Below are 14,262 nucleotides of genomic sequence, written 5' to 3' on the forward strand. Positions count from 1 at the left end.
TTACATTCCTTCCGGTAGTCCGGTTGGCGGACAGGTCCGGCGTTTTCCACCGATTAGTTCTGTACATCAAAACAGCCATACCAGCAGGATGATCACGGCCACAATGGCTAGACCTATCAGCAGATTGACCAGGTTCCAGAGAAATCCGCGGCCGGCACCTTGATTTACCTTTTCATCGTGGCGCTTCTTGTGAATGTCGGGGTCATACTGTCCGGGAGGGTTGCGAAAATCCATAGCCATTCTCCTTTCGGTTGAAATGATCCGGCCCTTGTTAGTGCCTGGCTCAGGCGACGGGAGGGGATATCCGGCACTTTTTCAATCGGTTGTTATTTATTATAACGTTTCCGGATACCTTTTTGTTGGAAGATTTTCTAGCGCTTGGAAATATCACATTCTGCTTCTTGCCTACGTTGCCCTCTGGCTATTACTGATTGAGTCCGGCAAGTTACAGGATCTGCAAGGAGCTTTTCTATTATTGCTATTTCATATGAATAATTAGTGGCTTATCTATCATAAAGTATCCTACTTCGAAAGTTTTGGGCTGCCTTCGATGTTCCTATCAATATATCGAAGAAGTACCGTTTCATAGAGGAGGATTCAGATTGAAAAGAAACCGATTGTTTTTTGCTGAAAAAGGAACTACTCACTCCATCGTACTAAGCGCTCTCATTCCCGTGATTTTGATCATGGCCGCTTGCGGTTACTACGCCTTGAACAAGACTGAGCCAACCGCACAAGTCGTCGTCGAAGCGGAAAGAACAACGACTCAACCGGTGCAGCGTACATATGAGCCCGACGAAGAAAAGACGAATGTGAAAATGAATGAAAAGGTGAAAGAAAAGAAGGATGACAAGACCGACAGCGAGGCGATCGCACCGAACAACAGAGCGGACAAGCCGGTTCAGGCCACGGAAGCAAAAGAGCCAAACGGGCGGCCGGCTGCAGCCGCAGCCAAGACCACTGATCCGCTGCCGCGTTCCGGCAAAGGCATCACCGCCATCGGCGATTCCGTCATGCTGGACGCCGCGCCTTTCCTGGAAAAGATGCTTCCCGGCATCGTCGTGGACGGCAAGGTCGGCCGGCAAATGCGTCAGGCAGGGGAGGCGGTCGACCGGTTGAAAGCCCAGGGCCGGCTCGGCGACCGGATTATCATCGAGCTCGGCACCAACGGGCCTTTTAACAAAAGGCAATTAAAATCTCTGCTGCAGTCGCTGGGCGGGGACAAGCGGGTCCTGCTGGTGAATACGCGTGTTCCGAGGCAATGGGAGGCTGCCGTTAACAGGGATATCGCAGAAGTTGCCAATGAATTCAGCAATGCTGCGGTAGTGGACTGGTATTCGGCCAGCAAAGGCAAAAACGGCTTCTTTTCCCGGGATGGCGTGCATTTGAACCGCAGTGGTTCGGAATTTTACGCTACCCTGCTTGTAAAGACTCTTATGGCATTCAACGAATAATTTATGTGCTCTCTGTGGTTTATCATTCCGACCGAGGTGATTTCAGACGCTTGGGTAAGCCGAAAGTATATCAAGTCATGCGAAGACCGGTAAGGGGGACACCTTTTGCCGGTCTTTATGTTTTCCGTATGGTTGAATTCACCAAAATCATAGGAACAGACACAAAATGCTTACAAACACGCATCGTCATACGTAAGATTTTTCCAGTATAGTGAATGCGTAACTTGACATCTCCTTCCCAGAAACACAAATCCGGCACCAAGGCCCGGCCACAGACCCAACCATTTGTAGTGGTGGACTCTGCAGCAAACCAAAACCCCTTCGCATTCCAACAATTCGTCCAGCCTGTCTGCCCATACCATCCCATCCCGAGAAGGGCGTCCGAACAAACGCCAATATCCGTCCACGCTGCTAAGGAGGTGAGCTCCAGAAATTACCGGGTTCCCAGAAAAATGAAAGCGGTTTATTTTTAAAGACGGGGCAGTTCCTGTCGCAGGTAGTCCAGGTCCAAGTATCTCATTCAGGAGGATGATTATGACGGCTCACCATTTTCAGGCTTTACGGAAAACGGCGGCTCTGTATGCGCTGATCTTCGTACTTCTCATTTCGCAGTTTTTTTATTCCCCGTCTTGGAGTTATGCAGAACCCGCGGGGGCTGTACCTGCCTCCGGGAGCCAGCAGCCAGGCGGCAATGACACTCCGGATCCGGCCGGCGGTAAGGCCCCGGCTGATTCTCCGGGCGAGGCTGCAGGCTCCGCAGACGCGGGCAACCCGGCCAATGGAGCTGCGGATACGGCGGCTGAAAGCTCCGCCAGCGGGCTGAATTCCGCTGAGCCGGCAGCAACGGCAGAGGACGCCGCTGCGGCCGCCGAGCCGGGCAATTTGGCGGCGGGCAAGAACATGAGCGCGAGCTCATATACCCAGACCTACGCGCCGGCGAATGCAGGCGACTCCAATCAGGCTACATACTGGGAGAGTGATAATAACGCTTTTCTGCAGTGGCTTCAGGTTGACCTTGGCGGGTCCTACAATGTTAACAAAGTGGTCCTGAAGCTTCCTGTCAGCGGCTGGGAGAAAAGAGCTCAGACGCTGTCGGTCCAGGGCAGCGCGGACGGGGCAACCTTTACGAATTTGGCCGCCTCGCAGAGCTACACCTTCGATCCGGCCGGTAACAATACGGTGACGGTCAGCTTTACCGCGGCTGCTGCCCGATACGTCAAGCTGGTCTTTACGGCCAACACGGGCTGGCCTGCTGGGCAGATTTCCGAGTTTGAGGTGTACGGCTCCGCCGCTGGCGGCGACACGCAGGCCCCTTCCGCCCCGGGAAACCTGGCCTTTACCGAGCCGGCTTCCGGACAGATCAAGCTGACGTGGACCGCTTCCACGGACAATGTGGGCGTAACCGGATATGATATCTACGCGAATAACGCCTTGCGTGCGAGCGTTGCCGGCAGTGCTCTGACGTATACCGACAACCTGCCGGCATCGGCCACCGTCTCCTATTACGTCAAAGCCAAGGATGCTGCGGGCAACGTATCCGCGGCCAGCAATACCGTGACCCGAACCGGCACGGGTGGGGGCACTGGTACGAATCTGGCGCTGAACAAGCCGATCACCGCTTCCTCGAATGAATATATCTACGTGCCAGCCAATGCCAATGACGGCAGCCTGACCACCTATTGGGAAGGGGCCGCGAATGCATACCCGAACACGCTGACGCTCAGCCTGGGCGCGAATGCGAATATTTCGTCCATCGTGCTGAAGCTGAATCCGGACAGCGCTTGGGGACCACGCACCCAAACGATTCAGGTGCTGGGCCATGACCAGAATTCGACCAGCTTCACGAATTTGGTCTCCTCTGCGCAGTACAGCTTCAGCCCGGCGTCCGGCAACACCGTGACGATTCCGGTGACGGCTACAGCCAGCGACATCCAGCTGAAATTCACCGCCAACTCGGGTTCGACCGGCGGCCAAGTGGCGGAGCTGCAGGTCATCGGAACGCCTGCTCCGAATCCGGACCTGACGATCACGGGCATGTCCTGGACGCCGGCATCTCCGGTAGAGACCGATGCGGTCACGCTGACGTCCACGGTCAAAAACGTGGGGACGGCTTCCTCCGGAGCAACGACGGTGAACTTTTACCTCGGCACAACCAAAGTCGGTTCCGCACCGGTGGGCGCTTTGGCGGCAGGAGCTTCCACGAACGTAACCCTGTCCATTGGCGCCAAAGACGCCGGGAGCTACCAATTGACCTCCAAGGTGGATGAAGAAAAGTCAGTCATCGAGCAAAACGAAGACAATAACGCCTTCACCAATCCATCCCCACTGGTGATTGCACCGGTATCGAGCTCCGATCTGGTAGCTTCTTCGGTGACCTGGACGCCGGGCAACCCTTCGGCCGGCAACACGGTGAACTTTACGGTGACAGTCAAAAATCAAGGAACGGCCGCCTCAGCGGGAGGCGCTCATCATATCAAGCTGACGTTAACCGATGCGACGACCGGTGCGGTGATCAAGACCTTGACCGGCTCGGTCAGCGGTGTCATCGCCAGCGGGGCTTCGGCTGCACCAGTCAGCTTAGGCAGCTGGACAGCGGCGAACGGCAAGTATAACGTCAAGACGGAAATCGCCGTTGACGGCAACGAACTGCCGGTGAAGCAGGGCAATAACGTCACAACGCAGTCCTTCTTCGTCGGCCGCGGAGCGAACATGCCGTACGATATGTACGAGGCAGAAGATGGCATCGTTGGAGGCGGCGCGGCAATCGTCGGTCCGAACCGGAACATCGGCGACCTCGCCGGCGAGGCTTCGGGACGTAAAGCCGTGACGTTAAACAGCACGGGCAGCTACGTGGAGTTCACGACCAAAGCCAATACGAACACGCTGGTGACCCGGTTCTCCATCCCGGATGCACCCGGGGGCGGCGGTATCGATGCGACGCTGAATGTGTACGTTAACGGCACTTTCGCCAAGACGATCAATCTGACGTCGCGCTACGCCTGGCTGTATGGCGACGAAGCGAACCCGAGCAACAGCCCAGGAGCCGGTGCGCCAAGACATATTTATGACGAGGCCAATATCATGTTCGACAGCACCATCCCGAAAGGCAGCACGATCCGGCTCCAAAAGGATGCGGCCAATACGACGAACTACGCGATCGATTTCATCAGCCTGGAGCAGGTTGCGCCGATTCCGAATCCGGATCCGGCCAAATACGCGGTGCCGGCCGGCTTCACGCATCAGGACGTGCAGAATGCGCTGGATAAAGTGCGAATGGATACGACAGGCAATCTGGTCGGAGTATATCTGCCGCCGGGAACGTATCAGACCTCGAACAAATTCCAGGTCTACGGCAAGCCAATTAAAATCGTCGGCGCCGGCCCATGGTACACCCGCTTCGTGGCCCCGGCGAACCAATCCAACACGGATGTCGGATTTACGGCCAACTCCACGGCCAATGGCTCCACGTTCGCGAACTTTGCCTACTTCGGCAACTATACCTCCCGCATCGACGGTCCGGGCAAGGTGTTCGACTTCTCGAACGTGGCGAACATGACGATCGACAACATCTGGACCGAGCATCAGGTGTGCATGTACTGGGGAGCCAACACCGATTACATGACGATTACCAATTCGCGCATCCGCAACACGTTTGCCGACGGCATCAACATGACCAACGGCAGCACAAACAATCTGGTGCGCAACGTCGAAGCGCGGGCTACCGGCGACGACAGCTTCGCACTGTTCTCGGCGATCGATGCAGGCGGGGCGGACGAAAAGGACAACGTTTATGAAAACCTGACGTCGCTCTTGACCTGGCGTGCCGCCGGTCTCGCCGTCTACGGCGGATACGGCAACACTTTCCGCAACATTTACATTGCCGATACGCTGTGCTACTCGGGCGTGACGATCAGCTCGCTGGACTTCGGCTACCCGATGAACGGATTCGGCGCATCACCAACGACCAATTTCGAGAATATATCGATCGTCCGGGCCGGCGGGCACTTCTGGGGCCAGCAGACCTTCCCGGCGATGTGGCTGTTCTCGGCATCGAAAGTGTTCCAGGGTATTCGGGTAAGCGACTTGGATATCGTGGACCCGACCTATCACGGCATTATGTTCCAGACCGGCTATTTTAACGGACAGCCGCAAAACCCGATCAAGGACACCATTTTCACGAACGTTACGATTTCCGGCGCACAAAAGAGCGGCGACGCATTTGACGCCAAGTCGGGCTTTGGGATCTGGGCCAACGAAATGCCTGAGCCCAATCAGGGGCCGGCGGTCGGATCGGTGACCTTCAACAATCTGAAAATTGTGAACACGGCCACGCCGATCAAAAACAATACGTCGACCTTTACCATTAACGTGAATCCTTGATATCAACGCTATATAAGTTGAAAAGTTGAATTGGATGATGGGGCAAGTACGTAAAATGTCCCTATGATCATTCTTGTTTTCGGATTTCCTTATATAGCCAGTAAAAAGGACGTACGGCCCCATACCGTTTCTTAGGGTATGGGGCCGTACGTCCTTTGCTGATTTTGTTAAGTAATAAAGAGCATGTCAGTATCAGTGACTTTGCTTCCTTATATCGCAAGAACTTCCGCTAAGTGCGGTCTGTCTTATTGGAATTTGCTTCGATAAAAGTTTTTGTTATAGCGCTTCAGCCGAAGATGAGCTGCTGCCAGCCTTACCGGCTGCGCCCATAATCACGGAGTCTTTAGGCAGTAGCAGCGCGAACAGGCCGAGCAGCGGGAGAAAAGCGCATACCTGCGTCATCAGCGCAACCCCGTGAGAGTCCATCAGCCAGCCCATGATGACCGAACCCAGGCCGCCCATGCCGAAGGCCAGTCCGAAGAACAACCCGGCAACGGTTCCCACGTGTCCCGGCAGCATCTCCTGTGCGTACACGATAATGACCGAGAAGCCGGACATCAGGATCAGGCCGATGGCCGCACAGAGGATCACCGACCCGACCGGCCCTGCATAGGGCAGCAGGAGGGAGAACGGGGACGTGCCGAGGATGGAGAACCAGATAATCTTTTGACGCCCGAACCGGTCCGCCAGCGGACCGCCCAGGAACGTACCGGCCATGCCGGCGAACTGCAGGGCAAAAATACTCAGCTGCGCGCTGGTTAGCGGAAGGTGGTATTGATCCATGTAATAGAAGGCGTAATAACCGGTCATGCTGGCGAGATATACGAACTTGGAAAACAGCATGAGGATCAAGATCGCGAGCACATACACAATAAACCGCTTGCTGAACCTGCTGGGCTCCTGGTGATGGGTATGGTTTGCGGTCAGAGCGGGACGGGTCTGCCGGCTGTACCAGCGGCTGACGCCGAGCTGCAGCGCGATGCCGAGTCCGGCCAGCACGATAAACCATAGAAAACCGAGCTGACCCTGCGGGCTGATGATGAACGCGGCCATCAGCGGAGCAAACGCCTGGCCGGTGTTGCCCCCGACCTGGAATACGGACTGCGCCAGTCCTTTCCGCCGGTTCATGGCCAGATGGGCGACCCGGGACGACTCGGGATGGAGCACCGAGGAACCGATTCCGATCAGGGCCGCCGACAGCAGCAGGTACCAAAACGATGGTGCCAGGGCTAAACCTGCCATACCGAGCAGGGTGAACAACATGCCAAGCGGAAGGAGCAGCGGCAGCGGGCGGCGGTCGGTATAGTACCCAATGGCCGGCTGCAGAATGGAAGCCGTAATATTGAGCGTGAAGGCAACCCAGCCGATCTCGGTATAGCTCAAGTGCATTTGCTGTTGAAAGAGCGGAAACACCGCGGGAACAACCGACTGCATCGCATCGTTCAGCAGGTGGGCGCAGCTGACGCCGAGCAGAACGGCCAAAGCCGTATTTTTTGCCGTATCCACAGTCATTTCAGATTGTGACATTTCTCCACATCCTCTTTTTTTTCTACCCATCATAGCGGATCGAACACGCAGCTGTCGCAGCGAAAATTGCCTTTTGGACAGAGCACGATATGCTATACTGGAGCGGGGTGAGGGTACATGAGAATGCAGATCGTAATGCCGCAGCTGGAGGTTCACCGTTTCTCCAGCCCGTTCGAAAATACACCGCATACGCACGACGATCAATACCAGATCACGATTCCGCTTCAGGGGACCTGCCATTTTACGCATGAGCATAAACAGCTGGCGCTCCCTCCCGGCGAAGGAATCGTGCTGCAGCCCAGTGACCGGCATTCGTTCTACATTGGCGACGGCACGGGCGTGGTGGTGATCCGGATCCGGCCCGAGAGCCTGTACCCGGGTGATTCCTCGGTTTACAGTGAACCCCGGCACAGAAAGCAGTTTGACGTGGGCCGGGTATCGAGGGTGTTTCGGCAATGGACAGCGGATATGATGGCTCTCGACATGGCTGATCCGCTCGTGGAGGAGGAACTGGAAGCCCGGATGATCTGCGATCTGCGGGAGCTGGTTTGGGAGGGGACCGTTCCGGCCAGTCCCAAGATGGCCCATGCTGCCGCCGACCGGCATCTGGCACAGGTGCTCGAATACGTGCATGCGCATTTCACGGAACAGCTGAGCGTCAGCAGCCTCGCAGCGATGGCGATGCAGAGCCGGTACCATTTTATCCGGTCGTTCAAGTCCATGACGGGCGTGCCCCCGTATCAGTATGTGCTGCAGCTCCGGGTGAGGGAAGCGATGGAACAGCTGAAGAAGTCCGCGGACACTGTCACCGATATCAGCTTCAACCTCGGGTTCTCGAGCACGAGCCAATTTTTCCGGGCCTTTGCCAAAATGACCGGCATGACGCCGGAGCAGTACCGGAAATCGGAAGGACGCCGCTTGATCTAAAAACTTAAATTGGAGCTGTGAAATCGAACCGTATCCGGGAGGGATGCGGTTTTTTGACCTTATCATCGAGACAGATTCTCCGTAACATGTGGATACACGCTTGACAAGATATCTAAGTAGTATTATAAAATAACACTACAAACTTTAACGAAAGTAGGAGCTAAAAATGATCGAACAACTGCGAAGCCTCGGTCTGTCGGATCTGGAAGCGCGCATCTACCTCGTGCTGCACGAAGAGCCGCATTTGTCCGGTTATGAAGTGGCGAAAAGGGTATCGGTATCGCGGACCAACGTCTATGCGGCGCTTCGGGTGCTGACCGACAAGGGCTTCTGCCGCTCCATCGAAGCGGATCCGGTGCTGTACGATGCCGTCCCGATCGGGCAGCTCATCCGCATGCTCAAGTCGCAGTTTGAGCAGACGGCGAAGGCGCTTGTGGAGGAGCTGGATGCTCCGCCGAAGACGGCACCTGCCTTTTATACCTGGAAAGGGGAACAAGCGCTGCAGACCGCCATCCGCCGGCTGATTGCCAATGCGGACAGGAGCATTGTCGTTGACATTTGGTCGGAGGATGTCCACTGGGTGGAGGAAGCACTGATGGAAGCCCAGCAGCGCGGGATTAACGTCATTCTGATCACGATCGGCGAGGCGGGCACCGGGCTTTCGAACGTCATCGTGCATCAGCGGAGCGAGGAATGGGCGCAGGTGATCTCGCGCAAATTTTCCGTTCTGTGCGACGGCCGGGCAGCCCTGATCGGCAGCTTCGGCAAATCACTGAAGCTGTCTGCGCTGGAGACGGACCACCCGTCGGTGATCGAGCTGCTGAACAATGCGTTCTTCCACGATGTCATTGCCGACCGGATTGAGGAGGACTTCGGCCGGGAGCTGGAAGAGAAATATGGACGTCACTACGAGCGGATTATCGATCCGTATCGCGGGATGCTGGAATAGGAGGCGTCCCCCCCTTTTTTTGCAGGCTCATTAGTAGTATTATGCAATACCATTAAAGAGTGATTCACATATCAAAAGGAGATGGATGAAAGATGAAAACGAATCTGAATGTTGAAGAAATTCGCACTGTTCTTGAAGGGACCGGCGGACAGCTGCTGGTCAAATACGGCCAGGGGCCCGCTCCGGCGGACCGGGAGGCGATGATCGCCCGGTTTGTGGAGGCGAACTCGTGGGCAGAGAAGAACATCAGGAGCATACTCGAATCCCGTTACCCGGATATTCCATGGTCGGAGGCCGAATTGGATGCGGATCAGCAGCGTGAGCCGGAATTTGGCGGGACTTATTGGGTGCTAGATCCGGTGGATGGCGCGGTGCACCTGCATCAGGGTTTTGCCTTCTGGTCTACCTCGCTGTGCCTGATCGAGGAGGGGCAGCCGGTTTTTGCGGCAGTGTATGATGCGAACCGGCGTGAATTTTTTTATGCGATTCGGGGACAGGGTGCTTATCTGAACGGGGAACGGATTGCCGTGGCACGGAAAACCCAACTTGCCGACGCCCTGCTGGTCACTGCGCCGCCGAACAAGGTTGAGAAGGAGCCCGAGAACGTGCGGCTGACCGCCTGGAGTACCGGGAAGCTCCTGCCGGAGACGACTGCCATCCGTATGCTCGGTTCGGTTGCGCTCCAGATGGCTTATGTGGCCTGCGGGCGGATGGATGCTTACTGGGAGCACGGGCAGGAAGTTTACGACTGGATGGCCGGGGCTCTTCTGATTGAGGAGGCAGGCGGAATCGCAACCGATATGGACGGCGGGCCGTTTACATGGGGGGCATCCGGCGTTATTGCGGGGAGCCGGGAACTATGCAGTGGCATTACGGGGGTGCTGGGCTATTGATGCTATGAGGCTATGCATACCTATTTAGTACTTGAAGCGGGGGAACATGGCTGGTAGACTGCTTGTAATCTGGTAATTAGAGGAGGAAGCCTCATGACTATTGATCTTCTTGGTGCAGTCCGGTTTCTAAACAGCCGTTTCGGCAGCCGGGCAAAGGATATTGCTCCGGTGGGTGCCGGAGACTGGTCAACAGCTTATGGATTCACGCTGGACGGCCAGGAAATGGTGATCCGTTTTGGCGCTCATGTGGAAGATTTTCAAAAAGATCAGGTCATGGGTTCACTCGCCCCGCCAATGGTACCCGTTCCTGAGGTTACCTTGATCGGAGAGACATCCGAAGGTTTCTATGCCGTATCGAGGCGGGTCCGTGGCGGACATCTGGATGAGCTTGAGGCTGGGGAAATGCGGCTGATCCTTCCGGTGCTGATTGATGCGCTCTCGGGACTTCAGCAGGTAAATACAGGAAGTATAAGCCATGGTGGAGAGTGGCGTCTTGGGGGCCGTCGCGCAAGCTGGAGTGAGGAGCTGCTGTCCGTGACCGGACCGAGGGACCGGCTTCCCGGCTGGCGGGAGCGGCTGGATTTATTCCCCGCGGAGTCCAAAATATTTGATAGCGGCGTCTCGGCTTTGCAGCGTCTCGCCCCCCGTCTTCCAGAGTACAGAGGTATCGCTCACTGCGACCTTTTGAACCGGAATGTATTGGTGGACCGCGGCGGGTTGACCGGCATCATCGATTGGGGAAATGCCATTTACGGCGATCCCTTGTATGACATGGCCTGGCTTTTATACTGGTGGCCTTGGTATCCGCAGTGGCAGGAGATCGATCTGCAGCAGGTTCTGAATGAGGTTTGGGAACGGCAGGGAGGCTTTCCTTCGCAGATGGAGGAGCGTCTCCGCTGCTGTTTGCTCCACATTGGCTTGGACCATATCGCCTACTGCGCTTTTAGGCAGCGGACGGAGGATATGCGGCGTAATGCCGTGCAGCTGTTGGATTACATATAAAAATATATTTTACAAATAATTGGAAATCAGGTAGACTAATAGAGAAACAAATATTAAAGCGCTTTAACTTTCGGAGGGGGTGGGACTGCGTTAATTCTGTGATCTGCTGCCCGCGCTGACGGCGTCCCGGGCGGTTACAGCTGAGATGAACCGAGGCATAACCTGTTTCCTAATCTATGAAATTAAAGGAGCGTAATGGGTGATGAAAAGAAATAAGAGATTTTCATTAAGCGGCAAAGCCGTTCTGATCTGTTGTCTCGCTTTTCTGATGGTTCCCGCCGGATTTGCGCTGGCGGCGCCGAACAAGCCTTTTCCTCAGCATACGACTTACACCAGCGGCTCGATCAAGCCGAGTCATGTAACCCAGACCACGATGGACGATGCAGTCAAATCCAAATGGGACAGCTGGAAATCAGCTTACCTGAAGCCGGCCGGGACCGGCAAATATTATGTGAAGTACGATGCAAGCGGCGCGACGGTGTCCGAAGCGCATGGCTACGGCATGCTGCTGACCGTGCTGATGGCCGGATACGACAGCAGCGCGCAGACCTATTTTAACGGACTGTATAAGTACTACACCGAGCATCCCAGCGACAATAATCCGTACTTGATGGCATGGAAACAGAACAGCAGCTTTCAGAATGTTGAAGGGGCCGATTCCGCCACCGACGGCGATATGGACATCGCTTATTCGCTCCTGTTGGCGGACAAGCAGTGGGGCAGCAGCGGCACAGTGAACTACTTGCAGGCAGCCAAAAATATCATCAACGCCATTATGCAAAACGACGTGAACCAGACGCAATGGACCCTCCGGCTTGGCGATTGGGCTACCGACGGTTCCTACGCTACGGCGACCCGTCCTTCAGACTTCATGCTGAACCATCTGAAGGCGTTCCAGCAGGCTACCGGTGATACCCGGTGGACCAAGGTCATTGATAAAACCTACTCCATTATCAATTCGATTTATACAAATTACAGTGCATCGACGGGATTGCTACCCGACTTTGTCGTCTACTCGGGAGGCGCGTACAAGCCGGCGCCGGCCGACTTCCTGGAAGATACGACCGACGGCTCCTACGCCTATAATTCCTGCCGTACGCCTTGGCGGATTACGACCGATTACCTGATGACCGGCGACAACCGGGCCCTGAATCAGCTGAACCAGATGAACAGCTGGATCAAAGGCAAGGTGAACAGCAACCCGGGCGCCGTCAAGGACGGATACAAGCTGAACGGAAGCGTCATCGGTTCGTATAACAGCGGCGCCTTTTTCGCCCCGTTCGGTGTCAGCGCCATGACTTCCTCGTCGAACCAAACCTGGCTGAATTCCGTGTGGACGTATACGGCCGGAAGCTCAAGCGAAGGATACTACGAAGACAGCATCAAGCTGTTCTCGCTCCTCGTGATGTCCGGCAATTGGTGGACGTATTGATTGTTGGGGGTATTCAAATTTTGTAGTGGTAAAATAATCGCAACCAACTCCCTGTGCCCATTCGAGGCACACCGGTACGACAAAATGGCCTTTTCTAGATTTTGTCGTCAAACATTGTTTCCGTTCTTAAGTTGTTTCATCAATGAAATTTTGGCTTCCAACATGTCATTAAGAGTTCTGTGAATCTGCTCAAATTCGATCTGTTTCTGCTCGATCTCACGTATCTTTTCACGAAAGAGGTCAATGAGTTCAATTCCTTTTGATATCGTAAGCTTATCCACAGTATATTCTTGAAAGAGTTCTGTCATTTCGTCTAGAGAAAAGCCAACGCTCTGCAGCCTCTTAATGATCTTCAAATGTTCGATTGTCTTCTCTGAATAGTCACGATAGTTATTTTTCCCCCTAAGAACATAACGACTGTCTAACAAACCTACCTTCTCATAAAATCGAATGGTAGGGGCTGTCAAGCCTGTTTTTATTGCTAACTCATGGATTTTCAATGTAAATCCCCTCTAAATGATTTGCCTTCAAGTTAACTTCATAGTTTATGATTCCATTGTAACACAGACTACCAAGACAAAATGGAGGGAAATCGAAATGAAGAGTTTTGATTCGTCGAGTAGTGATATGAACAATTCAACATCAACCCCTGCAACAATGCGCGCGGTCCGTTTACATCAATACGGTGAACCGGCAGAAGTACTGAGCTTGGAACAGGCTGCGATCCCTAGCCCCGGTCTCGGGCGTATTCGTGTGAAAGTGCACGCTTGCGGGCTAAATCCAGCCGACTGGGGAATATGCAAAGGCCTGTTTCCCGGTGATCTGCCTCGCGGCATTGGTCTGGATGTGTCTGGGATTGTGGATGCGGTCGGTGAGGGTGTCCATGATGTCGCGATCGGCGACGCCGTCCTAGGCATCGCCGACTACGCCGGTGCCTTGAGCGGCGGCGCGGCTGAACAAGCAATTCTGGACCATTGGGCACGTATCCCAGAAGGACTCGACTTCGTGCGGGCTGCGGCACTGCCGCTCGCAGTCGCAACATCCTATCGACACATTGAAGTGCTAGGGGTGAAGTCGGATCATACCCTCCTTGTGCACGGAGCCGGAACCATGCTAGGCATTGCCGCCGTCCAAGTCGCCCTGATGCGAGGTGCCCGAGTGATCGCTACCGCCGGTGATAGCTACGCCGATCAGCTCCGCGCGATGGGAGCGGAGGTGACCTCGTACGGCGACGGAATGGTTGAGCGCGTAGCCGAGTTGGCCGGACAGCCGGTGGATATGGTTCTGGATACAGCACCGCCGAGTGGAGCACTGCCTGCTCTTATCCAAATCGTTGAAGGTGATCCTCGTCGTGTCTTAACCATTAGCGACTTCACCGCAGCCGCCGAGCTCGGTGTCCGCACCACCTTCACAGAGCTCTCAATGGATGAGGCTCAGAACTACGATGTTCTCGGCGAGTTCGCCCAGTACACAGCGGACGGCAAGTTCACTGTCCCTGTTGCTCGGACTTTCGCGCTCGACGAATGGCGCACAGCACTCGACATCAGCCTGAGTGGGCGCGCCCGCGGCAAGCTGGTCCTGCTGCCTACCGGTAACTAATGTAGTTCGAAATCCGATATGGAAAATTATTCAATCCGCCACAAAATCCGAATAGTCTTCTTGGGGGAAACCCGTCTATGGGTAAATAACATGAACAGC

Annotated in this window: 11 protein-coding genes; 8 read left to right on the forward strand and 3 right to left on the reverse strand. The window is 55.1% G+C overall.

Going from position 1 to position 14,262, the window contains the following annotated elements; translation table 11 throughout:
- Positions 1 to 66: 66 nt before the first annotated feature.
- Positions 67 to 234: a hypothetical protein gene (locus tag ABID47_RS18825; protein ID WP_181909166.1), complete on the reverse strand. Its 168-nt coding sequence runs from the start codon at positions 232 to 234 to the stop codon at positions 67 to 69.
- Positions 235 to 602: 368 nt separating this feature from the next.
- Here ABID47_RS18825 and ABID47_RS18830 point away from each other — a divergent pair, with 368 nt between their 5' ends.
- Both ABID47_RS18830 and ABID47_RS18835 read left to right on the forward strand, forming a co-directional pair.
- Positions 603 to 1,454, forward strand: coding sequence for an SGNH/GDSL hydrolase family protein (locus ABID47_RS18830; RefSeq protein WP_354499036.1), 852 nt, complete (start codon positions 603 to 605; stop codon positions 1,452 to 1,454).
- A 534-nt stretch (positions 1,455 to 1,988) separates the two neighbouring features.
- Positions 1,989 to 5,834 carry a discoidin domain-containing protein gene (locus ABID47_RS18835; RefSeq protein ID WP_354499038.1) on the forward strand — a complete coding sequence of 1,282 codons (3,846 nt, stop codon included), beginning with the start codon at positions 1,989 to 1,991 and terminating at the stop codon, positions 5,832 to 5,834.
- A 276-nt stretch (positions 5,835 to 6,110) separates the two neighbouring features.
- Here the strand turns inward: ABID47_RS18835 and ABID47_RS18840 are convergent, their stop codons facing one another.
- Complete coding sequence (locus tag ABID47_RS18840; protein ID WP_354499039.1) at positions 6,111 to 7,361, reverse strand: MFS transporter; 1,251 nt, start codon at positions 7,359 to 7,361, stop codon at positions 6,111 to 6,113.
- A gap of 117 nt (positions 7,362 to 7,478) precedes the next feature.
- On the opposite strand from ABID47_RS18840, the gene ABID47_RS18845 reads away from it, so the two are divergent.
- From ABID47_RS18845 to ABID47_RS18865, 5 genes are all read left to right on the forward strand, one after another.
- Positions 7,479 to 8,288, forward strand: coding sequence for an AraC family transcriptional regulator (locus tag ABID47_RS18845; protein ID WP_354499041.1), 810 nt, complete (start codon positions 7,479 to 7,481; stop codon positions 8,286 to 8,288).
- 166 nt (positions 8,289 to 8,454) lie between these two features.
- Positions 8,455 to 9,237, forward strand: coding sequence for a TrmB family transcriptional regulator (locus ABID47_RS18850; protein ID WP_354499043.1), 783 nt, complete (start codon positions 8,455 to 8,457; stop codon positions 9,235 to 9,237).
- A gap of 92 nt (positions 9,238 to 9,329) precedes the next feature.
- Entirely contained in the window at positions 9,330 to 10,130 is an 801-nt protein-coding gene (locus tag ABID47_RS18855; RefSeq protein ID WP_354499045.1) for an inositol monophosphatase family protein, read from the forward strand.
- Between the two features lie 93 nt (positions 10,131 to 10,223).
- The gene (locus tag ABID47_RS18860) at positions 10,224 to 11,132 is read left to right on the forward strand and encodes a phosphotransferase family protein (RefSeq protein ID WP_354499047.1); all 909 of its coding nucleotides are present in this window, start codon (positions 10,224 to 10,226) and stop codon (positions 11,130 to 11,132) included.
- A 202-nt stretch (positions 11,133 to 11,334) separates the two neighbouring features.
- The gene (locus ABID47_RS18865; RefSeq protein WP_192716101.1) at positions 11,335 to 12,564 is read left to right on the forward strand and encodes a glycosyl hydrolase family 8; all 1,230 of its coding nucleotides are present in this window, start codon (positions 11,335 to 11,337) and stop codon (positions 12,562 to 12,564) included.
- Positions 12,565 to 12,671: 107 nt separating this feature from the next.
- On the opposite strand, the gene ABID47_RS18870 is transcribed toward ABID47_RS18865, so the two are convergent.
- Complete coding sequence (locus ABID47_RS18870) at positions 12,672 to 13,064, reverse strand: MerR family transcriptional regulator (protein WP_354499049.1); 393 nt, start codon at positions 13,062 to 13,064, stop codon at positions 12,672 to 12,674.
- 97 nt (positions 13,065 to 13,161) lie between these two features.
- Between ABID47_RS18870 and ABID47_RS18875 the strand changes: the two genes are divergently transcribed.
- Positions 13,162 to 14,163, forward strand: a complete 1,002-nt coding sequence (locus ABID47_RS18875) for an NADP-dependent oxidoreductase (RefSeq protein ID WP_354499051.1) — start codon at positions 13,162 to 13,164, stop codon at positions 14,161 to 14,163.
- Positions 14,164 to 14,262 lie beyond the last annotated feature (99 nt).

The sequence above is a fragment of the Paenibacillus favisporus genome (assembly GCF_040545415.1).
Classification (GTDB): Bacteria; Bacillota; Bacilli; order Paenibacillales; family Paenibacillaceae; genus Paenibacillus_AQ; species Paenibacillus_AQ favisporus.